Source organism: Glaciimonas sp. Gout2, assembly GCF_035018905.1.
Taxonomy (GTDB): domain Bacteria; phylum Pseudomonadota; class Gammaproteobacteria; order Burkholderiales; family Burkholderiaceae_D; genus Glaciimonas.
Map to the genome: position 1 here is coordinate 30,434 of NZ_JASJXA010000017.1, position 25,326 is coordinate 55,759.

Here is a 25,326-nt window from a genome sequence, read left to right on the forward strand (position 1 = left end):
ATAGCGACCTACCATTAGGTTATATCCGTTCAATACAGGCCTATTTCAGGGCAATAACATGTCAATTGCACCAACAGAAGAAATCATTGCCGAATTGCGCGCTGGTCGCATGGTGATTTTAATCGATGAAGAAGATAGAGAAAATGAGGGCGATTTAGTTCTTGCTGCGGATTTTGTGACGCCTGAAGCTATTAATTTCATGGCGAGATACGCGCGTGGTTTAATTTGCCTGACGCTGACAGAGGAACGTTGCGCCCAACTAGACTTAGGAATGATGACCAGTCGAAACGGTACGGCTTACGGAACCAATTTCACTGTCTCAATCGAAGCCGCAGAAGGTGTGACCACCGGTATCTCCGCAGCAGATCGGGCGCGCACGATTCAGGTCGCGGTTGCAAAAAATGCCAAGGCTAGCGATATTGTTCAGCCTGGACATATTTTTCCAGTTAAGGCAAAGAAAGGCGGCGTTTTAATGCGGGCCGGCCACACTGAGGCGGGGTGCGATCTGACTCATATGGCGGGATTGACGCCAGCTTCAGTCATCTGTGAAATTCTTAAAGACGACGGTAGTATGGCGCGCTTACCAGACCTGTTGGTGTTTGCCAGTGAACATAATCTTAAGGTTGGTACAATTGCCGATCTGATTCATTACCGCAGCCATCATGAGAGTGTGATTGAACGTCTGGCTGAGCGCACCACGCATACTGCACAAGGAACGTTCAAGACAATTGCTTATCGCGACACGCCTAGCGGTGGCGCGCATTTGGCCTTGTTGCATGGTACGCCAACCCCCGATGTAGAGACGTTGGTTCGGGTCCATCAACCGGTTTCAATACTCGATTTGCTGGAAACTCAGGCGACCAATCATTCCTGGAATATGACATCGGCATTAGAAGCGATTGCATCTTCACCTTGTGGTGTTGTGGTTCTCTTGAATTGCGAACAATCGTCGGAGCAGATATTTGCGAAGTTTGCAGCGTTAGCCGATTGTGCCGATGGCAATGTTTCCTTGCCACGCCTCGATTTGCGGACTTACGGAATTGGCGCGCAGATTTTAAAAGATCTTGGAGTAGGCAAAATGAAGCTTTTAGCCAGCCCGAGAAAAATGCCATCGATGGTCGGGTTTGAGCTTGAAGTTACTGGCTACCAAAATAAGCCGAATAGCTAAAAGATGCGATGGTAAGTAATTGCATTGCTTTAAGGAATTTCGGAAATTTAGCTTTCGCTTTGTACTTTTGCTTGGTGGAGAGCGTTCGACGCAACTTATAAGCGTTCCACCTAGATTTTTGATATTAGTTGTCTTTATTTGTTGTGTTCATTTGTTAACGTATCAACGCGCAGTGCGCATAAAGGAAAAACCATGACAGTCGGAACTTACGAACCTAATCTGGATGGCGTCGGTCTGCGGATCGGTATTGTGCAGGCGCGTTTTAATGAGGATGTTTGCCACGGGTTGCTATCGGCTTGTCTAGGTGAATTGAAACATCTGGGTGTTGTGGATGAAGACGTTTTACACGTCAGCGTCCCGGGTGCATTGGAGATCCCACTGGCGTTACAAAAGTTAGCTGAAACTGCACAATTTGATGCATTGGTGGCAATCGGCGCAGTGATTCGTGGCGAGACCTATCATTTCGAACTGGTTTCAAATGAAGCAGGTGCCGGAATTAGCCGTGTTGGTCTTGAGTTTGGTATTCCTATAGCAAACGCTGTATTGACGACTGAAAATGACGAGCAAGCCGAAGTCAGGATGGCAGAAAAGGGTATCGATGCCGCGCGCGTAGCCGTCGAAATGGCTAATTTGTCGATCGCGCTGGAAGAGTTGGCGGAATCGACCAGCGATGAGGACTAAGGTCTGATATTTAATCGATAACAGATAGCTGTGACGGTCTGAGCATGAATCGGCGCAAAAAATGCGCTGCTTCTATATTGCGTCAAAGAGATCGTTATTGCGTGTGCCAAAAGGATTTTATAGAAGTAATCAATGCAAATAAACCAATAAAAAAAGCAATAAAAATAAATAAGTAATAAGTTGCGCAACAGTCGTGCGTATTTAAATGGATTACCGCTAGCCGTGAGGCTGGAATATAAGTCGGAAAATTTATGACCAACAAATCTCAAGAACATCCTAAGCACGCCAACCCAAGCAAAAGCCGTACACCGCGTCATCGAGCGCGTGAGTTCGCTTTGCAGGGACTTTACCAATGGCTGCTCAATAATGAAGATGTGTATGCCATTCAGGCGAACATCCGTGAAGCGCACGGGTTCGATAAAGCCGATGCCGAGCATTTTAATTCGGTGTTGTACGGTGCGATTAAGGATGCGGCCACTTTACGTGGCGAACTAGCACCATTGATCGATCGAAAAATTAGCGAACTCTCGCCGGTAGAACACGCAGTACTGTTAATCGGTGCGTTTGAGTTACAGAATCACCTTGAGATTCCTTACAAAGTTGTGATCAACGAGGCGGTAGAGTTGACTAAGTCTTTTGGCGGTATCGACGGTCATAAATATGTCAACGGCGTTTTGGACAAATTTGCGGCTAAGGCCAGAGAAGCGGAAGTCAATGCTGGTCGCCGTTCTTAATTATTTTTCGATTAAACGATAAGCCGAATGCTTAAGTCAAGCCGACGCAGGTAGTTGATAGAGGGCATAGGCATCGTCGTTTAATGGTGCACGCTGTGATGCCTGTTAGTTGCGCTCCTTTACCTCTTTCAGTCCTTTTTAACGGATATGACGCGCAGCTGATGCTGCCGACTTCCATTCATTGGAGTAGTTCAGAATTACTCGCTATCGTAGCGCTTCGTAACCGCTTCGTAACCGCTTTGTAAGCGCATCGTATTGCGCTTCCTCCTCTAGTTAATTGCAAAGACGTTTTAATGAACCTCTCCAACCTCGCTTCAAGGCTAGATAACATAGCGCCATTTCATGTCATGGAGTTGGCAAAAATGGCGGTGGCGCTCGAACACCAGGGTCGCGACATTATTCATATGGGTATCGGTGAACCGGACTTCACGGCACCGCCAATGGTCGTTGAGGCCGCTACCGCAGCGATGCAAGCCGGCAAGATGCAATACACTTCCGCCACCGGATTGCCAGCCTTACGAGAAGCTATTTCCAAGCATTACGCCCAAGTCTATGGACTGGATATTGCGCCATCGCGCATTGTGGTGACTGCGGGCGCGTCGGCAGCATTGCTGTTGGCTTGCGCCGCATTGGTGGAAAAGGGCACCGAGGTTTTGATGCCCGATCCGTCGTATCCTTGCAATCGGCATTTTGTGGCGGCGTTTGAAGGTTCGGCAAAAATGATTCCAAGCGGTCCGGCTGAACGCTTTCAGCTCTCCGACGCGGCCGTGCAATCGCATTGGAGTGAGGCGACCCGTGGGGTATTGTTGGCTTCACCGTCTAATCCCACTGGCACTTCCATCCTCGCTTCAGAACTTGCGAAGATCGTTGCAACGGTGCGTAGTCACAATGGTTTTACCATCGTGGATGAAATCTATCAGGGCCTTACCTACGATGCTGCTCCATTTTCTGCGCTATCGTTAGGCGACGATATTATTGTAATCAATAGCTTTTCCAAATATTTCAATATGACCGGCTGGCGACTGGGCTGGCTCGTTTTGCCAGAGACACTTGTGCCGCATATTGAGAAACTGGCACAGAATTTATTTATATGCGCTTCTTCGATTGCGCAACACGCGGCCATTGCCTGCTTTGAACCAGCGTCAATTGCAATTTATGAGGCGCGTAAGGCCGAGTTTAAAGAGCGTCGCAATTATCTCGTCCCGGCATTGATCGCGCTAGGATTCAAGGTCCCTGTAACACCAGATGGCGCATTTTACGTGTATGCCGATTGCAGTGACCTGAGTGATGACGCCGACCGGTTGACAAAAGAGATTCTTAACGAGGTCGGAGTCGGAGTCGTTTCTGGTCTGGATTTTGGTCCTTTCACTGCGAGTAACTATATCCGACTGTCGTACGCAACTTCGATGGACAATTTGCGAGAAGCAGTGCGGCGCTTGGCAGTATTTTTCGGGAAATAACAGGGAAAGAACTTACGCAAAATCGCCCAGCAGTGTTGCGCTTTTCTAGCCAACTACGCGGCCTGATACTGACATGCTGTATTCTTCGCAGGCTCGGCAGGTTCGTAGTCTAGTTGGAATAATTTTGTGTAAGCCTGTTATTTGATCTGTTCTTTATGCTGCTGTACTTAAAGCAGCATCCTCTTGTAACTAAAGGAGCTTTTCATGGAATTCGTTTTTTCACCGCAGCAAGCGGTCGTGCCGGTTGAGGGCAGTGGTGAATTATTTCCGGTTCATCGGATTTATTGTGTCGGGCGTAATTATGCAGAGCACGCAATAGAAATGGGCGATAGCGGACGCGAAGCACCATTCTTTTTTATGAAGCCGGCGGATGCGGTATTGCCTGTAGCGCAGGGAAGCGTCGGCGAGATGGCCTATCCAACGATGACTAAAGATCTGCATCATGAAATTGAATTGGTCGTCGCGCTCGCCAGCGGTGGAAAAAATATTTCTGCTGCCGAAGCGGTGAAACACATTTATGGTTACGCCGTCGGTCTGGATATGACGCGCCGTGATTTACAGGCTGAAGCTAAAAAGCTTGGTCGGCCTTGGTGTACTAGCAAAGGGTTTGATCAGTCAGCGCCGATTTCAGCCATTCGTCCGATTAGCGTTACCGGCCCGATTGAGCGTGGTCCAATCCAACTTAACGTCAATGGTCAGCTACGTCAGCAAGGCGATATCAATCAGCTAATCTGGAGCATCGCAGAAACGATAGAACAACTTTCCAACTTCTATGAACTGCATGCGGGCGATCTGATTTTTACCGGCACGCCAGCGGGAGTCGCAGCCGTTGTCAAAGGTGATCTGCTGGAAGGCAGCGTTGAGGGTGTCGGTGATTTACGTTTGCGCCTTGTATAGTTATTAAGGCATTCACGATGCCAGCTTGGCGCCAGCGGACTTAGCGCAACCTAAGTGAGCGCATTTGAAGTTTGCGCATCATCTAATCAGGTCATAAATAAGGAGACCATGCGCCTTGCGAGTGAATGGTTGAGTTGGCATCATTTTTGATAGCAAGGCAATAGACCAAACAAGTCATATTGTTCATCGTTACTTCCATCAAACCGCGCCAGATAAGCGTTTTATAATGTGCTCCGGTAGAGCGTTAAGCTGCCCGTTTGAATCATAAGCCACGATATTAGTGCTTCTTTGCGCAACGATATGCATCACCAGTTCATAGGAAAATGGATGAAACTCTATAGTTATTTTCGCAGCTCTGCCGCCTATCGGGTGCGCATCGCGTTAAATTTGAAAGAGTTGCCTTGTGATATCGTTCCTGTGCATTTGGTGAAGCATGGTGGAGAGCAGTTAAGCCCGATGTATCGTCAACTGAATCCAAGTGGCCAGGTGCCAACAATGGTCGATGAAGAAGCGTCCGAGGGGCGAGCAGTTCTTACCCAGTCGTTGGCGATTATTGAATACCTGGATGAAATGTATCCTCACGTGGCGTTATTGCCCCCAACACCGCTGGATCGCGCTTTTGTGCGTAGTATTGCCCTGATGATCGCATGCGATATTCATCCGGTTAATAATCTGCGTGTTTTACGGTATTTGGTGCGCGACTTGAAAGTTGAAGAGGAAGCCAAAAATACCTGGTATCGTCATTGGTGTGAGTTGGGTTTGACAGCGCTTGAAACGACGCTCGCCGCGGACGCACGCGTGGGCAAGTTTTGCTTTGGTGATACGCCGACTTTGGCCGATTGCTGTCTGGTTCCGCAATTGTTTAACGCACAACGGCAGAAGTGTGATTTGTCGGCCTTTCCGACATTGCTACGCATTAATGATAACTGCCGCCAACTTGACGCTTTCGTTATGGCTGCACCAGAAAATCAGATAGACGCTGAAATCTGAGTTTTGGCCATTCATTACGTATTAATTACGTATTCATTATGCATCCATGATGAAGTGCATGTTCAGCACAACACCGAGGCGCCGCATCATTGTTACCAGCTGACTGCTATAACGCCTTCTTATTTCGCCTCATTGGTACATGGCGATAGCATTGCTTCGTCGACTTTCGGCTCACCGTTGATCCTGCTGTCTTTATCTACTGCGCATCCATCGGCCTGAGAGTCACGTTTCTACAGAATTTATTGGAGTATTCGTATGTTTGGCCTGTTTGAAAAACTGATATACCCCTATCCTGAAACAGTCATTGCACCTCCACCACGCGGATTTGTCGCGTTTATCTGGGCATGCACTAAAGGCCTGCGTCGTTACATTATTGCAATGACCTTGCTGACAGCAACGATTGGTGCATTTGAGGCCGTATTGTTTGCGATGATGGGGAAAATTGTTGATTGGCTCAGCCATGTTCAACCCTCGCTTTTGTGGACGCAGGAACGGAATAATTTAATATTGCTTGGCATCGTGCTGATCGCTAGTATTGTCGTCGTAGCTTTCCAGACGCTATTTAAACAGCAGGCCTTGGCAGGTAACTTTCCGATGATGCTGCGATGGAATTTTCACCGTCTGATGCTCAATCAAAGCATGGAATTTTATCAGGATGAGTTCGCCGGACGTGTCGCTGCCAAGGTCATGCAATCTGCGTTAGCCGTACGTGATATTTGTATGATTTTGGGGGATATCCTCGTATTTGTGCTGATCTACTTCGTCACGTTGGTTGCGGTCGTGGGCAATTTTAATCTGTGGATGTTGTTACCGTTTCTTGGTTGGGTTGTGCTTTACGGATTCGCTTTGCGCTATTTTGTGCCGCGCCTCAGTCGCGTAGCGCAATCGCAAGCCGATGCACGGTCGCTGATGACCGGGCGCATTACGGACGCTTATACCAACATTGCGACGGTTAAATTGTTTTCACATGCCGGTCGCGAGGCTGGCTATGCGCGTTCCGCGATGCAGGAATTTTTACAAACAGTGCACCGCCAGATGCGACTGGTGAGCGGCTTTGAGATCGTCAACCACATCCTTAGCATGTTGTTGATTATCAGTACCGCAGGGATGGTTCTGTGGCTCTGGACGCAAGGACAGGTTGGAATCGGTGCGGTCGCAGCCGCCACCGCCATGGCGTTGCGTCTGAGCGGTATCTCACATTGGGTTATGTGGGAAATGGCATCCTTATTTGAACAAGTTGGTACGGTTCAGGACGGTATCAATACGCTATCGCGCCCGCATACGATTAATGATCTTCCCGATGCAAAGGCGTTAATCGTTACGCAGGGTGAAGTGCGGTTTGAAGATGTTGATTTTTCATACGGCGGCCCTCGTCCGGTGATTCAAAATCTGTCGTTGCGTATTTTACCCGGGGAGAAAATCGGTTTGGTGGGACGTTCTGGTTCAGGCAAATCGACCATCGTCAATCTACTATTGCGGTTTTATGATGTCGAGCAAGGGCGCGTACTCATCGACGGTACCGATATTCATCATGTTACGCAGGACAGCTTGCGAGCGCAGGTTGGTATGGTGACTCAGGACACGTCTTTGTTGCATCGTTCTGTGCGCGATAACATTCTCTATGGGCGTCCTGACGCAACCGATGTGGATATGATCGCCGCCGCTAAACGCGCGGAGGCGCATGATTTTATACTGAACCTAATGGATGCTAAGGGTCGTATTGGTTACGATGCGCATGTTGGAGAGCGTGGTGTTAAATTGTCGGGCGGTCAACGGCAGAGAATTGCGATCGCTCGCGTGATGTTGAAAGACGCACCGATTTTGTTGCTCGACGAAGCTACAAGTGCACTCGATTCTGAAGTCGAGGCCGCCATTCAAGCGAGTTTGTACCGATTGATGGAAGGTAAAACCGTGGTCGCCATTGCGCATCGCCTATCAACCATCGCAGCGATGGATCGCCTGATTGTATTGGATAAAGGGCGGATTGTAGAACAGGGAAGCCATCGTGAATTACTTGCTAGTGGGGGACTTTATGCGCGGTTGTGGGCACATCAAAGTGGCGGATTTTTGGGGGAAGAGGCAGAGGATGAATCTGTGGCGGAAGCGGCTTAATAGTTAGCTTATGCGTGTATTTAAGGTACGTAATTAAGTCGTATAAATAGGGCTATTAACCCATGTAGGTAACTTATGTGCGTAACCGATGACTATTTACTTTGAAATCTCAAAGTGTGTCGGTGTTTTATAACGTGCTTACCGATGGCGCAATAAGTGAACTTAAGAGGATTAAACCGAATTTTTCGGCATCATATGTTCTGTCGAACAATTTTTTATAAGGTACATAAAATCTTGAAAGTGACTTCTTCAAGGTTTGTTTGCAGGTTTAAGTAATCTATCTAAATCCCTCAGCACAATTCTTCAGTACGTACTTTTAACAGTATGAAATGACGACTTTTTCGGTCACAAATTTAGCGTCCCCTGCTTCCTTCAATATCTACATAATAGGTTTTTTGTGGGCCGCAAAACCCCTGTATTTTCTGCGTATTGTTGCGTGCCGCTGATCATCATGAGCATTGTTTTTTTCCGCTTGTCCTACAAAGTAAACAGCGCCTGTCCTATTTCAGGTAGGTACGTCGGTTGTTAGACTTATTCCATCGCATTAGTGCTTTCCCATGCTTTGCCTCGAAAATTTTTTAACGTTACTTGAGGTGATATCTGAACTGCGCTCAGTTATTTTAAAAATCGAGTAAGACCTGCTCACGCAGCTGTCCACATCGCCTTGTTAACTGTCTCTGATGAAAGAGCTCAATCATGCGCAATAATTCTTTAGAAAACATCGAGCAAGACATGCAAAGTTTGGTGCGCGAAGCACTTAAGACTCTACGGGAAGCTTCGTTCGAGACAGGTGAAAAAGCGACTAATCTGATCAATAAAGGGATTGGTTTACTTGATGATACCTTGGCTAAAGCCCAGCAAGTGCAAAGCGCTGCCATAGATGGTGGGCGGGCGGCGATTACTTCAACAGACGAATATGTTCATGAAAACCCATGGCGTGTAATCGCGATTTCTTTAGCGGTTGGGGTACTTGCAGGCGTCTGTGTGTCACGTAAATAGAAAAGGCTAAGTGCGTTAAATCCGTTTGCCGATAGTTGCAATTTGCGTTTAATGTATTTGGTTCTTGTCCCATTACACTACGACCAATGACAACCACATTCCAATCTAAAGCTATCGTTAGTTAGTCGACTATTTAAAGAAAGTAGGATGGTTATGAATGCCGAAAATAACAAAGCTAGTAGCAAGCCTCGCGTGACTACCGCAACGCCTATTGACACGGCGGCGATCAGAGCGGCTGCGCAAAAGTTGGATGATGGCGCGGTAACATCCGGCTATCAAGGTAATCGTGAAGAAGTCATCGCTTTGTTGAACAGTGCTCTCGCGACAGAGTTGGTGTGCGTAATGCGATACAAGCGGCATTACTTTACGGCAAGCGGACTTGAAAATAGCGCTATCAAAGCGGAGTTTTTAGCGCACGCCGGAGAGGAAGAGCAACACGCCGATATGCTTGCAGAACGGATAGTGCAACTGAACGGTAAACCAGATTTTAATCCTGTCGGGATTGCTGAGCGGAGTCATGCCGAATATGACGATTCAAGCGACATAAAGAGCATGATCAAAGCAAATTTAATTGCAGAACGGATTGCGATCGAAACCTACCGCCAAATGATTGAGCGTATTGGTGACACTGATCCAACAACACGCCACATGTTAGTAAATATTATGGCGGTTGAAGAAGAGCATGCCGATGACATGCGCGATTTACTTGGCTAGTTGAATTCGCTATAGCGGCCTCAATCGCATTGTAAATCACCGGCTGATTTGGCATTGACACCAGCAAGAAGTATTCACTGATGGTTGACGATCACCAGTAATCAGCACCACTCACTGCAGGAGATGACGATGAATTGGGACATTATTGAGGGTAACTGGAAGCAGCTGAAAGGCAACATTAAACAGCAATGGGGCAAATTGACAGATGACCATATCGATATGATTGCGGGTAAACGCGATGATCTTTCGGGAAAAATCCAAGAGGCTTATGGGGTTAATAAAGATGAAGCTGAAAAGCAAATAAAAGCATTTGAAGAGAACCATAAAGACTATCGTCCCTAACTGGTTCAGGTTTCGCGTTGATCTGTTGATGATGAAAGCAACCCAGCTCTTGCACTGGCGTGATAGTTAGAAGCTAGATTAAAGACCCATTGTGAGGGATGCGGCATGCGTAGTTTTGTACGACCTTGTAGTTTTATATATTACTTTTAGGAGAATTCTATGACATCAATCACCAAACGTTTCGCTGGTTTCTTTTTCGCGCTATTCATGTTGTCTCTGGCAGGTTGCGCAGCGACAGCTACGCATGAAGGCACTGGTGGTTACGTCGACGATGCGGTGATTACGACCAAAGTGAAGGCGGCAATTTTCAATGAGCCAACATTGAAGTCGGCTGAAATTAATGTGGAAACCTATAAGGGCATAGTGCAGTTGAGTGGTTTTGTGGCGCAGCGTCAGGATGCGGCGACCGCGGCAAATGTAACAGCTGGCGTTAAGGGTGTTCAGTCTGTGAAAAACGACATTCGTCTGCGTTAAAAATTCAGCTAAATCAAGCTAGCCAAATCAAGCAGAGCTAAAACAACGCTGAATGGTTTGGTCGCGCCGGGATCTTCGATAGAAGACTCCCGGACTTTTTGCAATTGGAAAGAACAGATATGACTTAAAAATACTTATAGGATTTACATTTATTTTAGGTCAATTAACACAAAATGGTGTAAAACTGATAAGGCGAAAGAATCTGCTTGATCATGGATTAAAATAAATAACTTTTTAAAAGTAATTATCAACCTGTGAACAGTTGTCGTGATCGGGGTTTTAAAAAATGTTGAAACTATGATAAAAATTTTAGTGGTTGACGACCATGCTGTCGTGCGCGCAGGCGTCCATTACTTTATTGCGGATGTGCCCAATATGGAAATAGGAGGCGAGGCGGCCAGCGCGGAGGAGGCCATCCGGATGGTGCGCGCACATGAGTGGGATATTGTCCTGCTGGACATTGCGATGCCCGACAAAAGCGGGGTTGAAGTTTTGAAGCAGATCAAACGTGAGAAGCCAAAACTTCCAGTCTTAATACTCAGCATGCATCCCGAAAGCCGTTATGCGGTGCAAGTACTTCGTAGTGGCGCAAATGGTTATGTGCAGAAAGAGGCCCTTGCCACGGAATTGGTCAAAGCGATTAATACAATTCTGGATGGGCATAAATACATTAGTTATGGCGTCGCGGAGCTATTAACCGCTGATCCTGATACAGATGATCAGAAGCCGTTACACGAGTTATTGTCTGAGCGTGAATATGAGATTTTTTACAAGCTAAGCCTAGGCGAGGGAGTAACAAAAATCGCCGACGAGCTATGTCTTAGTGTGAAGACTGTGAGTACTTATCGTACCCGTGTTTTACAAAAGATGAGTATGACTAACAATGCTGACATTATTTATTATGCAATTAAGAATAATTTGATCGATTGATAAGATTGATCGATGCATTGAAGTAGTTTAGTTGCGCGGTAAATTTGATGTAAAGACAATTGAAAAATGTTCCAGAACCTAAGGCGATTGCAGATAGGCTCAGCTCTATTTAGTGTGCTTTATTATTCGTAATGTTGGTTTCCGTTACGGCTCGGGAAGCGCCATTATCAATGCTAAAGATAACTATGGATGCCGTTGAAGTTTGTCAAATACTCATGAAAAAAACTCTCACTTCCGCGCCTGAAAAAAATCACTCAGCACCGCTGCGAATTTTTTTGGTGGAAGATTCCGTCGATGTACGCGATTGGATTATTGAAACCGTCAATGGTATTCAAGGGGTGATATTGGCTGGATTTTCGGCGGAGGAAAATGATGCGCTTGAGAAAATTGATGCTGAAAGTTATGATATTTTGATCCTCGATATAGAGTTGAGGCAAGGCAATGGTATGAACCTGTTGAAGACGTTATCCAAATCGAATAAAAGTATTAACCATCTTAAGATAATTTTCAGTAACAATGTCAGCCAGGTCTACCGGCGGGCTGGAGAGCAATACGGTGTCCGCTTCTTTTTTGACAAAACTTCCGAATTTACCAAGTTGCGCACGCTACTTGAAGAATTAGGTTCTAGTATGCATTGATGTGCTTTTGTTACGATAGCAGTGCATTCTGTTTATCAGTCTTATGATACACGCCAGTCGTTCATACGCTGCGCAGTAGCAAAAAAATCCACAGTATGATGTAGTGAAAAACGTTCAGCTACGCTCATTAGGCGTTTGCGGTTTTTTTCTTTGTGCGCGCAAAATCCCCCGTATTTTAGTTGCATGAGTGATACTGTTTGCCTTAGCATAAAACCCCGGATTATAGAGATGATGTTTATCTGCGATGGTGATCAGTTGGACGAGAGGGGCAAGAAAATATGAATAAAAAAAAATCGCCAGATGAAAAGGAAATAAGCGACGACCATCCGCATTACCAATATCTGCTTAAAAGCCGCGCACTTGAGCGCTTTGCGCTATCCGGCATTTACGTATCTCGTACTATCGCCACCGCAGTAACCTTAATATTGGTTGTCATGGTGGCTTCGTGTCTGACTCTGGTATGCGCTTTATACGGGGTGAAAGGTAGCGGAGTACTGTTGCAGTTTAGTACTTTGCAACCCAATGTTGTCCTGGGATTCTTGATGGGCGGGGCAGCTCTTCTACTTCAATGTTCGCCGTTAGCCGACAAGTGGCCGATCAAGTTTTTGACGCAAATATTGGCCGTATTGATGCTAGTGCCAGCCATCGCTGTATTGGCCGAGCAACTGCTTGGGTCTGCTAGCCAGTTCGAACATTTTTTTCTGCTATTTACCTGGAGCGGGATGTCCGGCTTTGCCGAAATGCATCCATTCGTTGCGGTTGGTTTTATCTTTTCTGGGGTCGCTTTGCTGGTCCTCGACTATCGAACTCAGAGACAACATTATCCGGCTGAATATCTGGCAAGTGTTTTGATTTTTTTGAGCACAATTCCATTGTTTGGCTATCTATATGATGTCGACGTCTTGACTCATATGATGTACGAAAGAGGCGTGCCGTTAGTCGCTGAGTTGTGTTTCTTGTTATTTGGATTGGCCTTGTTAATGTCTCGTCCACGCCATTTATTGATGGCGATTATTACGCGGCATGCGCCTGGTGGACAAATATTGCGGCGCTCATTACCGCAGATGTTGATTTTGTTAGCGGTGTTGAATTGGTGTGTAGATTGGGGCGCCCGCGAAGAATTATATGACTACAATTTGGTGCCACCTTTATTGACTATCATTGGCGGTGGACTGTTCTTGTTTATTTTTTGGCGAACGGCAGGAAAGGTCGATCAAGAATATAGCGCGCGTTTAAAAAGTGCTGCCGAATTAGCGGAAGCGAGCGCCTTATTAATCGCGGTTAGTGACAATACTAACGATCCAATATTTGTTAAAAATCGGACTGGGAATTTAATTTTTGCAAATCCGGCGTGTCTTCGACAATTCGATATGAGTTGGAGTGAGGCTAAGCTTCGGCGGAGTCGTGATCTATTTTTGCGTCAGGAAGATGCCGACCGGATAGATCATGACGATGTAGGCATTATGGAAGCCGGTGTGTCCCAAACCATAGAGCAAACAATTCTTCTCAAAAGCGGCATTGTGACATTTCAAGTGACCAAGTCGCCTTGGTCCGACTCGCAAGGAAAGATCATGGGAATCGTCGGCATTGCGACCGATATTACTGAGCGGAAGCATGCAGAAGATTCACTCAGGCGAAGGGAGTTGGAACTGGAACGCACCATTTTTCAACGTACCGCTTTACTGCGCGATCTGACGAATCATATTGAAGATGTCCGCGAAGAGGAGAAGCGCGCCATTGCACGGGAGTTGCACGACAACATGGGGGCTGCGCTTACCGCATTAAGTATGCATTTGGAAGGCGTCTATAAAGTTTTCCCGGATGATCCTGTATGGGAAGAGCGCCAAACCCGTATTCAAGAATTACTCAGGTCATTGGTTGCTACTACGCGGCGTATTCAAACTGAACTTCGTCCGAATATGCTTGATCTTTTTGGGCTGAAGGCAGCGATCACCGAGCAATTGGAAGATTTCGGGCAACGTACAGGAATTATTTGCCGCGCCAGTTTGCCTGACGAAAATATTTCCATTAATCATAAGATCGAAATCGCTGTTTATCGCATGCTTCAGGAGATATTAAATAACGTCGCCAAACATGCGCAAGCTACCAAAATTAACGTAGTACTCGATGTGGATGAAGATCGGCTGGCGCTGACAATTTGTGACGACGGTATCGGCATGTCGCAAGAGTGTATTGACAATACCCATACGCATGGGTTGCGCGGGTTAAAAGAACGCGCAAGTTTTCTCGGTGGACGGGTGATGTTTAAGCCGGGTCGGGTTAATGGATTAGAGGTGGGCACGAGAGTAGAAATCGAGGTGCCACTGGTTTCGCGGTTGGGTGACGCCAGCGATGGTGAACACCTCAATTAGCGGATCGATAAAAGTTAATGTTGACTGGACTTCATAATCTCCTACGTGCTTATCGGAGGATGTCTGATGGATTTTACTGCGCAGTTTAATTAACCTAAGAGTACATTCAGGGCCGAGATTACACGGCGATGTAAATTTTGCCAAAAGCCTTTATGTGTAACGAAACCAAGTTATATCCAGCAATATCGCCATACTCAGTATGGTTGTAGCTGGTTTCTCCCAATGTGTTTTATTCACTCAGGAGTAAAAAATGAATAAAGACCAAGTCAAAGGTAACGTCAAAGAAGCTGCAGGGAAAATCCAGGAAAAAACTGGAAAATTGGTTGGTAGCCACAATCAACAAGCAAAAGGTCTTGAAAAACAAGTTTCTGGTAAAGTCCAAAAAACTGTTGGTGACGTTAAAGAGTCCGTAAAGAATACACAAAAGGGTCATTAATCCTTGGTTGGGTGACGAATTAACGTGCACAAAGAAAGCAGCAGGATGTTTGTGTTCGTTAGCTCTCTACGCTTAACTAAACTCGATAAAAAAACGCGCTATTTGTTACATTTTTTTTAACGCGTTTTGAAGATACGATTAGCGGCCCACGTTTTATTTATATGAGGATTTGACCGTCGAAAAAAAAAGCCCAAAAAAAGAGCCCGTGTGATAACGGGCTCTTTGCATTTATACTCAGGAATCTGACGCCACGAGAATACTGCACGGAATTTTTTCTACTAAAAGGCTATCGGTGGAGCCACGCCACCATCGTAACGCCAACGGCTTCTTGCGTGAATGAGCAATGATCACCAAATCAATCCCAAGTTGCGTCACTAAATCGCTAATGACATTGATCGGCTCACCGCTTTCAAAATGGGTGATGACATTTAGGCCGACATCGCTGAGCAGCTTATGTCCTTTGGTGAGCTCTTGTTCCAATAAAGCTTTTTCTGACGTAATAGCGGATTCAGCGACGAATTCCCCAGCCATCAGGTAGGTCGCAAGATTTATAACCCCTAATAAATGTACTTCTACTTCAGAACCGGGAGCAAGGCGGATGCACGCGTGGAGCGCGCAGCGACTTTCGGGTGTGCCATTGTAAGCGATAAGAATTTTTCGGTACATATGCCCTCCGGTGGTGGTCGGTTTTTTAGCAGTTTCTTACTAGTCCTGCTAATCATAGCGCAGACTGGGAGTAGTCACCAGACGTATGCTGCGGGTGCGGCTGGTTTGATCTAACAGCATGCTTCTATTGCCTTGGTTGCATATCTCAAAGTAGACTGTTCAACGTAGACTATTAGCGGTATCTCAAGATAACACTAAAGGGCTATGGCGGTGAAAGGGTTGGGAAGGTTATAGCGCGCTATTTTCGGCATCGATTTTTAAGCTAATCACTGTTGGTAGTGATATTGGACAACAATTCAATGTACTAAGGTAGTAATGTATCAAGAGAAGGGGAAATCGATGTCAAATGAAAATGAGAATCTGGTGCTGGCGCAGGTTGCGAACCAGACTACAGCAGCATCCAACGAAGTCGTCATAGTCGGTGGTGGCGCAGGTGGCCTTGAACTGGCTTGTAAGTTGGGCCGTAAACTGGGGCATGGTCATGTCACTCTGGTTGATCGTACCCTTTATCATATCTGGAAGCCCTCTTTGCATGAGGTTGCGGCGGGAACGCGTGATATCCACCAGGAAGGTTTGTCCTACCAGATGTTGGCGCATGATAATAAATTCCGTTTTGTGTATGGTGCTTTGACCGCCCTTGATGCAATTAACAATACCATTACAGTTGATGCGATCAATGACGAGGCTGGTGTAGAGGTCGTGCCGCCACGACAAATTGCCTTTGGCCGACTGGTTATTGCAGTGGGAAGTGTCTCCAATTATTTCGGGCTGAACGGCGCCGAGAAAAACACCATTTCACTTAACTCAACCGAGGACGCGGAGTATTTTCGCCGGCGATTGCTCAAATTGCTGACGCTGGCCGACCTCAAAAAGGAATTTTCACCGGATGCCGGTATTGATATCGTGATCGTGGGAGGCGGTGCTACCGGTGTTGAACTAGCAGCAGAATTACGTGAAGCCAGCGGCGTGTATACAGATTACGATTTTCCGAGATTGCATCCCGATAAGGATGTGCGTATTACGATCCTTGAAGGCGCACCGCGGCTGCTGGCCCCTTTACCGGAACGTGTCGCTAATGCGGCAACCAAGTTGCTGAGGGAGAGGGATGTGCGCGTAGTCACGGGCTGTCGCGTAGCCAGTATTGCGGAACAATTTGTCACTGACGCAAACGGTAACGATTACGCTTTTGATCTCTGCGTTTGGTCAGCCGGCATCAAGGCACCCGATTTATTAAAAACATTGGGATTGCCCGTAACCGGGTTGGGCCAACTCCAGGTTGACGGCGGTTTAAAGGTGAAAGATAGTAAGAATATCTACGCATTAGGCGATTGTGCTGCCTGCGTGAGCGCTGATGGCAGACTCGTGCCGCCCAGAGCGCAAGCGGCGCATCAACAAGCCGACTATTTGTTAGCGATATTTGTTCGTGAGCATAAAGGTCAACCAGTGAATACGGCCGCCTACGTTTATACAGACCACGGTTCGCTTGTGTCTTTTGGGAGAAGTACGTCGGTTGGTACTTTAATGGGTTCGCTATCAAAACTGGGCTGGTTTGTTGATGGTTTTTTTGCGCGCATGATGTACACCAGTTTGCATTTGTTGCACTTGAACGCACTCTTAGGGCCGATTCGCACTGGTGTTACGGCGACCGCAAGCAGCTTGATGAAGCACGCTAAACCTTCGGTCAAACTGCATTAAAAACACATCAACCCCGTACACGTTTGCACGTGTACGGGGTTGATGTGTGGATATTTCCGGTTGGATGGTATCCGGATGTCGGCCCGTTATTGTATGCGTAGCTGATTGAGTGCGGCATGTTTAGGAGCTAACACTTTATTTTCCAATTTGATTGCCAACCACGCCACCAACGGCGGCACCACCCACAGTACCAAGTGCGCTACCGCCGGTTAATACAGCACCAGCAACTCCGCCAACTCCGGCACCGACGGCCGTATCAGCGCCGCGGTGAGACATGCCGCTGCAACCGCTTAGTGACGCAACAAATGCTAAAGCAAGAGTCCCAACTAACATGTGGTGTAGAGTTTTCATGATGCATCCTTTTAGGGAAAGTGATCGGGAGGGTTCCCGACAAAAAATTGCATTCAGGCCTAACTGACATTTTTTGATATTTTCTGAGAATGACGGTTTATATTCGTATTATTTGCCTTTGCAGATGCAATGGCTATCGGTCAACCACGCATTGCTTTGTAGGACTTTTCCCTCATGGAAAATGATTAGTCGTATAAAGATCACGCTATTTTGTTGTAATGCTGAGGTGTTTTTGTGTTGATAGCCGAGATGCTGACTGGGCGTGAGGGGACGTGAATGGCTGTATCTATTTTTGTATAAATCTTAACTTATGGAAAGTTGCAAAGTTGATATGAAGGTGGCAGTAATCCAACCAATTACACAATACTTATCCCGCTTCGCCCTTCAGTCGAGGGGCGGATTTTTTGTGCTGGCAATGGCATGTGCTGGTGGCGTTAGCGCAGCTGACTTGTCGCGCCATGAAGGTCTGTTTCTGCGTCACGTTGCCGAGGGCGGCTATACCGAAGTAGAGGCAAGTAAGTTAGCACAGACGCGTCTTAGTAGTCCTGAAGTGAAAAAATTTGCTGCCGCGCTAATCGCTGATCAAGATGTAATAACAACAGAATTGGGACGATTGGCCTTGGCCAAGGGAGTGATACTTCCCTTGAATCCCAATAAGATGCAGCGGGCAACCATTTTGAAATTATCAAAACTTAGCGGAATTCGTTTTGATAAAGAATTCAGTCGAGAGATCGGTGTCCTGGCGCACAAGGACCGGATCGCATTGTTTGAGCAGGCGCAAAAAAGAGCGAAAGATGCCGATGTTAAGGAGTTTGCGATTAAGACGCTGCCAATGCTCGAGCAGCAATTGACACAGGGGCAACTGCTGAAGCTGATCGTCGATAAACGCAAGGTGCGAAATTAGTCTTAAATTAGTCTTCATTGCTCTGTTCGATGTGGACGTTTGTTATTTTGCTGCGTCTAAGGCGGCTACTCGTTCGCAATTTCAACTCATATCTCAACACGCTCTGGCACGTTAAAAATGTAGCTAGACGCGGTAAATCGTAAAAAGCATCAAAACGTAACCAATCTCTCGCAGGTGTAATAGTCTGTTTCGAAGCGCTTTACTTGGTTCTAACACTGCTATATTCAATTCAACGCATCGTGAATAGGTAATTTAAAGCTTATCAACGATGTTTTTGGGAATATCAGCCTGGCTGAGTTAACCATAAGAGTCGCACCGTATGTCGATCCTGAAAGGACTATTTCATGTTAACCAAAAAAGTAATCATCTCCGCGCTGTTTATTGCTGCAGCTACTACTGTTTCTGTCTCGGCGTCAGCGTATGACCAAGGGACTAATCTGGTAATCGGTGGTGTCGCGGGAGCTGCTATTGGTAGCGTCGTTGGTGGTCGGAATGGCGCGGTTTTAGGTGGTGTGCTGGGTGCAGTGGTTGGCGCGAGCGCGGGTGGCAATCAAGGTCGAGGTTATCACGATCGTGGTTACTATGATCGCGGCGATTACAACCGCCGTTCAACTGCTTATTACGCGCCTCCCGCAGTCTATGTGCGTCCTGAACCAGTTTATTATCGCCCGGCACCGCAAGTCTATTATCAACCAGCACGGGTTTATGAGCGTCAAGATTATAATCATCGAGACTATGAACCGCGCTACGATCATGGCTATTACGAGCGTTAAAGCAGGGTGATTATTAAAGGATGAGTGCGTCGTTGCGTAATGGCGTTTTCACCCTGGTAGCTAATAAGAAATGACGTAATACAACAAATGCCGATCTGGGAAGCCCCCGCATCGGCATTTTCGTTTTTATAAGCAGTGCTTGCCATTGACCGTATTCGGAGGATACTTAGTTGTCAGGACTTACGCAAAAATGCTCTAGCGTCGTTGTGCTTTCCTTGCCGTCAACGTGGCGCAGTACTAGCGTACTGTCTGCGCCGGCATGGTTGGCAAGCACGTTGCTGGGACAATTTTGCGTAAGTCCTGATTATGTTGTTTTATGGCTTTTGATATAGTAAAAAGGTAGCCTGAACAGTCTCAGTGCGGACTTTTTGGAAGAAAAAATCCTGTGTATCGAATTGCCATTGTTATATCAATAGGAGGATCTCATGCCTGAAAGTAAACAATCGCCTAAGTCCGCAGTCATACCAACTGAAGTAGAGAAAACCAACTCGTCACGACGGGCATCATCACATCGTCAATCTGCGTTTGGTCACGCATTGGATGGGAGTCAGCAGCTTGATATCCTGGAAGAGCAGGTCTACGCGAATACCGACGCACCCGGTAAGGATCGTCCCATGGTGTCAACGGAAGTACGCGATTCCGATAAAAAGTAGAGTGCGCCTGTCACCATGGCACGTTATTTTTGCTGAATAGTTACGGCTCGCCCCGCCCCGCTTGCTGTGACAGCTTGATGCTGTACGTTTTTTAATGACGTGCAGTATTTCATCTATCATCCTCCCATCGCGCGGTTTTTACGCCGTCGTTATCATCATTGACCGCTATGTCATCGCGATATGTTGCATGCGACATATGCTGCGACTGCGATTTCACAATACAGTGCACCGTCTTATTTGCCGAACATTGGTATACTCCGAGACTGTTTTTATTTCATATTCTGTGATTGTGTCCTTACTCTCTATTCGCTCACTGATTCTTGTTCAATGGCACGGCTTGGCGTGCGCCGCAAACAATACGAGATCGGGGAGGCTAGCTAGGTTGTTAGAAGAAGGTGTGCTCTTTTGGATGGCGCAAATCACAAAACACTGTAAAACAGGCAACTTCCCACATGCAAAGTAATCGCCCGAAAGATGGTTAAACCAATGTTAATTCGTCTCAACACGCAAGCGTTACATCGTGCGTGGCATGCGGTAGTGCGCGTTAGCATATGCGTTGTTTTGTCCTGTAGTTGCGTTGGCTTTGCCGCGCAGGCTATCGGAGCCAATGCCGTCCCCGTTGTGGATGTTGATCAAGCATCGGTTCCGGATACGATCGGACAGCGATTGTTGGCCTGTACCGCGTGTCACGGCAAGCAAGGACGCGCCGCCAGCGACGGTTATTACCCGCGTATCGCCGGTAAACCGGCAGGCTATCTGTACAACCAGCTCGTCAACTTTCGCAGCGGACGCCGACAATATCCGATGATGACTTATATGGTCGATCATATGTCTGATACTTATTTACGCGAAATAGCCGATTACTTTTCAGATCAACATCCACCTTATCCGCCACCACAACCATTTACGCTATCGACTGCCGATTTTCAGCGTGGACAAACTTTGGTGCAACATGGCGACGTTAGCAAAAAAATCCCCGCATGCATTGCCTGTCATGGCACGGCAATGACTGGCGTTCTGCCGGCAACTCCGGGGTTACTTGGCTTACCGCGTGATTATCTGGTCGCGCAGATCGGTGCCTGGCAGACCGGCGTGCGGCACGCTGCGGTACCGGATTGTATGTCGCAAGTGGCGAAGCGACTAAGCGCTGCCGATATCGGTGCGGTCGCCTCCTGGCTAGCTGCGCAACCTGTTCCTGAAGGCGCGACTGCGGCCGCTCCCTCAGCGCTAAAACTTCCGCTTGCCTGTGGCAGCGTTCCACATTGAGCGGAGAGATGCATGACACGTTTTAAGCGTATTTTGTTATGGAGTATTGGCAGCCTGGTCCTGCTGGCGATTATCATCATCGGGTGGCTGGCGTTTATGAATATCGACGATGCTGATCCCCGCGCCACGCAGATAGCAGCGCCGCTAGCACCACTAGCACCGCATCAACTTGCCGATCAAATTGCGCGCGGTGCTTATCTCACCCGTGCCGGAGATTGCATGGCTTGCCACACCGTTCGCGGTGGGCAAAAATATGCGGGCGGGCGAGCAATTGTTACGCCATTCGGCGCGATTTACGCACCGAATCTGACACCTGATCAGCAAACCGGAATCGGGCGTTGGAACGCAAACGATTTTTGGCGCGCGCTACATAACGGCAAGTCGAAGGATGGCAGTTTGTTATACCCCGCTTTCCCCTATACCAATTACACAAAAGTATCGCGATCGGACGCCGATGCCATGTTTGCGTACTTGCAAAGCATGCCAGCAGTAAAGCAAAAGAACACTGCGCCACAGTTACGATTTCCGTATAACAATCGTGTTTTGCTTTATGGTTGGCGCGCTCTATATTTTCGGCCTGGTGTGTATCAGCCCGAAAGTGCGCAATCGGTGGAGTGGAACCGCGGTGCCTATCTGGTTCAGGGTCTCGGCCATTGCAGCGCCTGCCATTCAGCGCGTAACGCGCTGGGAGGACTCAATCTGAAAGGCGAACTCGGCGGTGGCTTTATTCCTGTCGTGAACTGGTATGCACCATCATTAACGTCCGACGTCGAGATCGGTTTGGGTGATTGGGAGATATCACATATCGCGGCGCTGCTAAAGACGGGTGTATCGTCGCGCAGTGCAGTGTTTGGGCCCATGGCCGAAGTGGTGTCGGCCAGTTTGCAGCATTTGCATGATAAGGATATTACTGCAATGGCGGTCTACCTAAAAACGTTACCTCGTTCAGATGGCCGGCCGGTTGCAGAGAAGGAATATGCGCGGCCGCATGAGATCGATCAAGTCCTTGAATTAGGCGCAAAGGTCTACAAAGACAATTGTGTTGCATGTCACCTTACTTCCGGCAAAGGTGCGCCTTCAGCCTATCCGCCATTGAAGGGTAATCGTGCTATTACGATGCCATCTGCGGTCAACGCGATACGGGTTGTCATGTACGGTGGTTTTGCGCCGACAACGGTTGGCAATCCGCGCCCTTACGGAATGCCGCCGTTCGCGCAGGATTTAACGGATGCAGAAGTTGCGGCCGTAGTTTCCTACATTCGCAACTCATGGGGTAACAGCGCTACGTTGGTATCACCATCCGAAGTGAATCGGTATCGCAGTGTGCCCTTAGATTAATGGTTTCGGTAGTGTAAGATAGTGTTAGATAAGTATTGTCGTTATTAAAAAAGCAGCCAGATGGCTGCTTTTTTAATTGGTACCATAAGCAACGCTTCGTCTCAATTGATAGTCTCAATTATTGCATATCCATTATTGCTGCTGATCCTTTGGCCCATCGATCGTCAGCATAATTTTGCCGATATGCGTGCTGCTCTCCATCAAAGCATGCGCTTGCGCAGCCTGTTCGAGCGGGAAGGTTTTAAAGATCACCGGCTTAATTTTTCCAGCTGCCAACAACGGCCAGATGCGCGTTTGTAGTTGGGCCGCGACAGCACCTTTGAAAGCAATCGGCCGCGGTCGTAACGTTGAGCCGGTGATGGTCAGACGGCGCATCATGATTTTACTAAAGTTCAGCTTGGCACTATTTCCACCTAGCGTCGCAATGAAAACGAGACGACCGTCTTCAGCCATGCAATCTATTTCGCGCGGTGCATAATCACCTGCCACCATATCCAGAATGACATCCACGCCTTTCCCAGCGGTCAATGATTTCACCACCTCTACAAAATCTTCAGTGCGGTAATTGATAGCCCGAACAGCACCCAGATCTTCACAAGCCCGGCATTTTTCGTCCGAACCAGCGGTGGCAAAAACCTGGTGTCCAAGCGCTGTGGCAATTTGTATCGCGGCTGCACCGATTCCCGAACTACCGCCTTGAACCAATAAGGTTTCATTTCCCGTTAATCTGCCCCGCTCAAAAACATTACTCCATACAGTAAAGAAGGTCTCAGGTAAGGAGGCGGCTTCGAGCACGGTCCAATTCTTGGGAATAGGTAGACATTGCACAGCAGGCGTGGTGCAATATTCCGCGTATCCGCCGCCAGGAACCAATGCACAAACTAGATCGCCTTTTTTAAAGTGTGTTTCAGAAAAGTCTCCATCGACTATTTCGCCGGCGACTTCCAGTCCGGGCAAATCCGAGGCATCAGGTGGGGGCGCGTAGTTGCCACTGCGCTGAAACACGTCTGGACGATTGACGCCAGCTACCTGGACCTTGATCAGCAATTCACCGGCCTTAAAAACGGGAATAGGGCGTTCACGGATTTGTAATACGTCTGGCCCACCATGTTGTGTAATTTCAATAACGCGCATTGGGATTTCTCTCTTTTCTTGGCTAGATGGGTAGTATCGAAGACTTTATCGGCGATGTCTTCATATCTCCACTTAAGTTGAGTCACTTAATTTCGTGCACTTAAATTCGATCCCGACCAATAACCATGGTTTGTTTGATAATGGGATGCGTTATTGTATGACGACTTCTGTTCCTACGCTGTCGCCACGCTATCCGATGATATTAAAATATCATTTAAGAAATTTGAATGAGTCTATTTTGGTCGATGCGGAACTTTGCTACTTACGGTACAGTCAATGCATTGCTTCAGAGGCAACGAACAACCATGAGCGTATGAAAAATTCAAACACCCCTATTCGCTATACAACAACCGCTATCAGGATGCACTGGTTGGTCGCACTATTAATTTTTGCAGCGTTTGGGATGGGCTGGTATATGACCGGCATCCCCGGCCTTACGCCGCAAAAACTGAAGTTATTTTCGTGGCATAAATGGCTCGGCGTGACGGTCTTTGGCTTGGCGGTGATCCGCGTTGCATGGCGCTTATTACATCCAGCCCCGCCTTTGCCGATGGGTATTCCTCGTTGGCAGCAGAAAGCTGCGCATCTGGTACATCAACTGTTGTATGTGTTGATTATCGCGATTCCGCTGACGGGTTATTTTTACAGCGCCGCATCAGGGATTCCTGTGGTGTATTTGGGTTTGTTTAAAATGCCCATGCTGATTGAAAAAAATGATCAGCTAAAATCTATTTTGGGACCGACGCATGTCTGGTTGAATTATTTGATGGCGACAATTGTGTTAGCGCATGTTCTGGCTGCATTGAAGCATCAGTTGATTGACCGTGATGGTACGTTGAGTCGTATGCTGCCATTTCTAAAGTAAGTTTTTTCACTTCCTGATCAGGGATAAAAGAAACGCCCTTGAAATGATTCGAAAAATAATGAAGGAGTAATGTTAGTGAAAAATTTTCTTATGCAATCGACGATAGCAAAATCGACGATAGTACTGGCTCTGATTGGTGCGATAGCCGGGATGGCTAATACTGCCTGGGCACAACTTGATGTGGCTAAAAGTTCGGTCAGCATTGTAGCCAAACAATTGGGCGTGCCGATGGACGGTAAATTTAAAAAATTTGAAGCAACGGTAGATTTCAATCCAGCTAAGTTGGCGCAATCAACAGCCAAGGTCGATATCGATATGGCGAGTTTCGACATTGGCGCGGAAGAGTACAACAAAGAAGTACGCGGTAAGGACTGGTTTGATACTGCTAAATATCCTAAAGCGACGTTTGTTTCCAGCAGTATTAAGCAGGGCGCGTCTGGCAAATATGACGTTGTCGGTAAACTTACCATCAAGGGCCGGACGCAAGATGTTGTAATTGGTGCGAGCTATAAGCAGGATGCTGGGGGTAACGTGTTTGAAGGCGTATTGCCGATTAAACGCAACGCGTTCAGCATAGGCGAGGGCGATTGGAAAGATACCTCAGTTGTCGCTGATGAAGTACAGATCAAATTTCGTATTGTCACTGCAGTAAAAAAATAAGTGTCCGTCAAACCTCGTAAGCAAAAGGTCTGCAAATTTTGAGGGACTAAGTTGATGCATTAAGTTGATGCGCT

General features: G+C 47.3%; 26 protein-coding genes. 23 read left to right on the forward strand and 3 right to left on the reverse strand.

All coding sequences use genetic code 11. The features are described from left to right. The first annotated feature begins 58 nt into the window (after nt 1-58). From ribBA to QN379_RS13345, 15 genes are all read left to right on the forward strand, one after another. A complete protein-coding gene (gene ribBA, locus QN379_RS13275; protein ID WP_322236808.1) occupies nt 59-1,168 on the forward strand; it encodes a bifunctional 3,4-dihydroxy-2-butanone-4-phosphate synthase/GTP cyclohydrolase II in 1,110 nt (369 codons plus the stop codon). A gap of 192 nt (nt 1,169-1,360) precedes the next feature. Continuing rightward, the gene (gene ribH, locus QN379_RS13280; RefSeq protein ID WP_322236810.1) at nt 1,361-1,849 is read left to right on the forward strand and encodes a 6,7-dimethyl-8-ribityllumazine synthase; all 489 of its coding nucleotides are present in this window, start codon (nt 1,361-1,363) and stop codon (nt 1,847-1,849) included. Nucleotides 1,850-2,100: 251 nt separating this feature from the next. Beyond that, on the forward strand, nt 2,101-2,583 hold the full coding sequence (gene nusB, locus QN379_RS13285) for a transcription antitermination factor NusB (protein ID WP_322236812.1): 483 nt from the start codon (nt 2,101-2,103) through the stop codon (nt 2,581-2,583). Nucleotides 2,584-2,876: 293 nt separating this feature from the next. Then, the gene (locus QN379_RS13290; RefSeq protein ID WP_323506834.1) at nt 2,877-4,043 is read left to right on the forward strand and encodes a pyridoxal phosphate-dependent aminotransferase; all 1,167 of its coding nucleotides are present in this window, start codon (nt 2,877-2,879) and stop codon (nt 4,041-4,043) included. Between the two features lie 204 nt (nt 4,044-4,247). Continuing rightward, on the forward strand, nt 4,248-4,940 hold the full coding sequence (locus tag QN379_RS13295; RefSeq protein ID WP_323506835.1) for a fumarylacetoacetate hydrolase family protein: 693 nt from the start codon (nt 4,248-4,250) through the stop codon (nt 4,938-4,940). A gap of 327 nt (nt 4,941-5,267) precedes the next feature. After that, nucleotides 5,268-5,930: a maleylacetoacetate isomerase gene (gene maiA / locus QN379_RS13300; protein ID WP_322236818.1), complete on the forward strand. Its 663-nt coding sequence runs from the start codon at nt 5,268-5,270 to the stop codon at nt 5,928-5,930. A 255-nt stretch (nt 5,931-6,185) separates the two neighbouring features. Then, nucleotides 6,186-8,042, forward strand: coding sequence for an ABC transporter ATP-binding protein (locus QN379_RS13305; protein ID WP_323506836.1), 1,857 nt, complete (start codon nt 6,186-6,188; stop codon nt 8,040-8,042). 696 nt (nt 8,043-8,738) lie between these two features. Then, nucleotides 8,739-9,041 (forward strand): DUF883 family protein, encoded by a 303-nt coding sequence (locus QN379_RS13310; RefSeq protein WP_322236822.1) that lies wholly within the window; start codon nt 8,739-8,741, stop codon nt 9,039-9,041. A gap of 153 nt (nt 9,042-9,194) precedes the next feature. After that, nucleotides 9,195-9,755: a ferritin-like domain-containing protein gene (locus QN379_RS13315; protein WP_322236824.1), complete on the forward strand. Its 561-nt coding sequence runs from the start codon at nt 9,195-9,197 to the stop codon at nt 9,753-9,755. A gap of 129 nt (nt 9,756-9,884) precedes the next feature. Continuing rightward, complete coding sequence (locus QN379_RS13320) at nt 9,885-10,097, forward strand: CsbD family protein (protein WP_323506837.1); 213 nt, start codon at nt 9,885-9,887, stop codon at nt 10,095-10,097. 159 nt (nt 10,098-10,256) lie between these two features. Continuing rightward, entirely contained in the window at nt 10,257-10,571 is a 315-nt protein-coding gene (locus QN379_RS13325; RefSeq protein WP_322236828.1) for a BON domain-containing protein, read from the forward strand. A 297-nt stretch (nt 10,572-10,868) separates the two neighbouring features. Next, a complete protein-coding gene (locus QN379_RS13330; protein ID WP_322236830.1) occupies nt 10,869-11,501 on the forward strand; it encodes a response regulator transcription factor in 633 nt (210 codons plus the stop codon). 185 nt (nt 11,502-11,686) lie between these two features. Further along, entirely contained in the window at nt 11,687-12,139 is a 453-nt protein-coding gene (locus tag QN379_RS13335) for a response regulator (protein WP_323506838.1), read from the forward strand. Between the two features lie 278 nt (nt 12,140-12,417). Continuing rightward, a complete protein-coding gene (locus tag QN379_RS13340; RefSeq protein ID WP_323506839.1) occupies nt 12,418-14,511 on the forward strand; it encodes a PAS domain-containing sensor histidine kinase in 2,094 nt (697 codons plus the stop codon). A 250-nt stretch (nt 14,512-14,761) separates the two neighbouring features. Beyond that, a complete protein-coding gene (locus QN379_RS13345) occupies nt 14,762-14,947 on the forward strand; it encodes a CsbD family protein (RefSeq protein ID WP_323506840.1) in 186 nt (61 codons plus the stop codon). 234 nt (nt 14,948-15,181) lie between these two features. On the opposite strand, the gene QN379_RS13350 is transcribed toward QN379_RS13345, so the two are convergent. Beyond that, complete coding sequence (locus QN379_RS13350; RefSeq protein ID WP_322236837.1) at nt 15,182-15,613, reverse strand: universal stress protein; 432 nt, start codon at nt 15,611-15,613, stop codon at nt 15,182-15,184. Nucleotides 15,614-15,952: 339 nt separating this feature from the next. Here QN379_RS13350 and QN379_RS13355 point away from each other — a divergent pair, with 339 nt between their 5' ends. Further along, nucleotides 15,953-17,308: an NAD(P)/FAD-dependent oxidoreductase gene (locus QN379_RS13355; RefSeq protein WP_322236839.1), complete on the forward strand. Its 1,356-nt coding sequence runs from the start codon at nt 15,953-15,955 to the stop codon at nt 17,306-17,308. A 135-nt stretch (nt 17,309-17,443) separates the two neighbouring features. On the opposite strand, the gene QN379_RS13360 is transcribed toward QN379_RS13355, so the two are convergent. Beyond that, nucleotides 17,444-17,659 (reverse strand): glycine zipper 2TM domain-containing protein, encoded by a 216-nt coding sequence (locus QN379_RS13360; RefSeq protein WP_322236841.1) that lies wholly within the window; start codon nt 17,657-17,659, stop codon nt 17,444-17,446. A 331-nt stretch (nt 17,660-17,990) separates the two neighbouring features. On the opposite strand from QN379_RS13360, the gene QN379_RS13365 reads away from it, so the two are divergent. The 5 genes from QN379_RS13365 (at nt 17,991) to QN379_RS13385 (ending at nt 22,593) form a co-directional block, all read left to right on the forward strand. Continuing rightward, nucleotides 17,991-18,563: a DUF4142 domain-containing protein gene (locus tag QN379_RS13365; protein ID WP_323506841.1), complete on the forward strand. Its 573-nt coding sequence runs from the start codon at nt 17,991-17,993 to the stop codon at nt 18,561-18,563. 344 nt (nt 18,564-18,907) lie between these two features. Next, entirely contained in the window at nt 18,908-19,336 is a 429-nt protein-coding gene (locus QN379_RS13370) for a glycine zipper 2TM domain-containing protein (RefSeq protein ID WP_322236845.1), read from the forward strand. A gap of 425 nt (nt 19,337-19,761) precedes the next feature. Next, the gene (locus tag QN379_RS13375; RefSeq protein ID WP_322236847.1) at nt 19,762-19,989 is read left to right on the forward strand and encodes a hypothetical protein; all 228 of its coding nucleotides are present in this window, start codon (nt 19,762-19,764) and stop codon (nt 19,987-19,989) included. Between the two features lie 486 nt (nt 19,990-20,475). Continuing rightward, nucleotides 20,476-21,255 (forward strand): c-type cytochrome, encoded by a 780-nt coding sequence (locus tag QN379_RS13380; RefSeq protein WP_322236849.1) that lies wholly within the window; start codon nt 20,476-20,478, stop codon nt 21,253-21,255. A gap of 12 nt (nt 21,256-21,267) precedes the next feature. Then, a complete protein-coding gene (locus tag QN379_RS13385) occupies nt 21,268-22,593 on the forward strand; it encodes a c-type cytochrome (protein WP_322236851.1) in 1,326 nt (441 codons plus the stop codon). 132 nt (nt 22,594-22,725) lie between these two features. Here the strand turns inward: QN379_RS13385 and QN379_RS13390 are convergent, their stop codons facing one another. Next, the gene (locus tag QN379_RS13390; protein WP_323506842.1) at nt 22,726-23,727 is read right to left on the reverse strand and encodes an NAD(P)H-quinone oxidoreductase; all 1,002 of its coding nucleotides are present in this window, start codon (nt 23,725-23,727) and stop codon (nt 22,726-22,728) included. Nucleotides 23,728-24,040: 313 nt separating this feature from the next. Between QN379_RS13390 and QN379_RS13395 the strand changes: the two genes are divergently transcribed. After that, on the forward strand, nt 24,041-24,592 hold the full coding sequence (locus QN379_RS13395) for a cytochrome b (RefSeq protein WP_322236855.1): 552 nt from the start codon (nt 24,041-24,043) through the stop codon (nt 24,590-24,592). A gap of 150 nt (nt 24,593-24,742) precedes the next feature. Then, nucleotides 24,743-25,252 carry a YceI family protein gene (locus QN379_RS13400; protein ID WP_416348549.1) on the forward strand — a complete coding sequence of 170 codons (510 nt, stop codon included), beginning with the start codon at nt 24,743-24,745 and terminating at the stop codon, nt 25,250-25,252. Nucleotides 25,253-25,326: the final 74 nt, after the last annotated feature.

Coding starts and splice junctions, on each gene's coding strand:
- QN379_RS13350 (WP_322236837.1), bottom strand. CDS start 15,613: ATGTACCGAAAAATTCTTATCGCTTACAATGGCACACCCGAAAGTCGC.
- QN379_RS13365 (WP_323506841.1), top strand. CDS start 17,991: ATGAAGGTGGCAGTAATCCAACCAATTACACAATACTTATCCCGCTTC.
- QN379_RS13355 (WP_322236839.1), top strand. CDS start 15,953: ATGTCAAATGAAAATGAGAATCTGGTGCTGGCGCAGGTTGCGAACCAG.
- QN379_RS13310 (WP_322236822.1), top strand. CDS start 8,739: ATGCGCAATAATTCTTTAGAAAACATCGAGCAAGACATGCAAAGTTTG.
- QN379_RS13325 (WP_322236828.1), top strand. CDS start 10,257: ATGACATCAATCACCAAACGTTTCGCTGGTTTCTTTTTCGCGCTATTC.
- QN379_RS13370 (WP_322236845.1), top strand. CDS start 18,908: ATGTTAACCAAAAAAGTAATCATCTCCGCGCTGTTTATTGCTGCAGCT.
- ribBA (WP_322236808.1), top strand. CDS start 59: ATGTCAATTGCACCAACAGAAGAAATCATTGCCGAATTGCGCGCTGGT.
- nusB (WP_322236812.1), top strand. CDS start 2,101: ATGACCAACAAATCTCAAGAACATCCTAAGCACGCCAACCCAAGCAAA.
- maiA (WP_322236818.1), top strand. CDS start 5,268: ATGAAACTCTATAGTTATTTTCGCAGCTCTGCCGCCTATCGGGTGCGC.
- QN379_RS13340 (WP_323506839.1), top strand. CDS start 12,418: ATGAATAAAAAAAAATCGCCAGATGAAAAGGAAATAAGCGACGACCAT.
- QN379_RS13320 (WP_323506837.1), top strand. CDS start 9,885: ATGAATTGGGACATTATTGAGGGTAACTGGAAGCAGCTGAAAGGCAAC.
- QN379_RS13330 (WP_322236830.1), top strand. CDS start 10,869: ATGATAAAAATTTTAGTGGTTGACGACCATGCTGTCGTGCGCGCAGGC.
- QN379_RS13400 (WP_416348549.1), top strand. CDS start 24,743: ATGGCTAATACTGCCTGGGCACAACTTGATGTGGCTAAAAGTTCGGTC.
- QN379_RS13345 (WP_323506840.1), top strand. CDS start 14,762: ATGAATAAAGACCAAGTCAAAGGTAACGTCAAAGAAGCTGCAGGGAAA.
- QN379_RS13385 (WP_322236851.1), top strand. CDS start 21,268: ATGACACGTTTTAAGCGTATTTTGTTATGGAGTATTGGCAGCCTGGTC.
- ribH (WP_322236810.1), top strand. CDS start 1,361: ATGACAGTCGGAACTTACGAACCTAATCTGGATGGCGTCGGTCTGCGG.
- QN379_RS13360 (WP_322236841.1), bottom strand. CDS start 17,659: ATGAAAACTCTACACCACATGTTAGTTGGGACTCTTGCTTTAGCATTT.
- QN379_RS13390 (WP_323506842.1), bottom strand. CDS start 23,727: ATGCGCGTTATTGAAATTACACAACATGGTGGGCCAGACGTATTACAA.
- QN379_RS13375 (WP_322236847.1), top strand. CDS start 19,762: ATGCCTGAAAGTAAACAATCGCCTAAGTCCGCAGTCATACCAACTGAA.
- QN379_RS13305 (WP_323506836.1), top strand. CDS start 6,186: ATGTTTGGCCTGTTTGAAAAACTGATATACCCCTATCCTGAAACAGTC.
- QN379_RS13290 (WP_323506834.1), top strand. CDS start 2,877: ATGAACCTCTCCAACCTCGCTTCAAGGCTAGATAACATAGCGCCATTT.
- QN379_RS13380 (WP_322236849.1), top strand. CDS start 20,476: ATGTTAATTCGTCTCAACACGCAAGCGTTACATCGTGCGTGGCATGCG.
- QN379_RS13295 (WP_323506835.1), top strand. CDS start 4,248: ATGGAATTCGTTTTTTCACCGCAGCAAGCGGTCGTGCCGGTTGAGGGC.
- QN379_RS13315 (WP_322236824.1), top strand. CDS start 9,195: ATGAATGCCGAAAATAACAAAGCTAGTAGCAAGCCTCGCGTGACTACC.
- QN379_RS13335 (WP_323506838.1), top strand. CDS start 11,687: ATGGATGCCGTTGAAGTTTGTCAAATACTCATGAAAAAAACTCTCACT.
- QN379_RS13395 (WP_322236855.1), top strand. CDS start 24,041: ATGAAAAATTCAAACACCCCTATTCGCTATACAACAACCGCTATCAGG.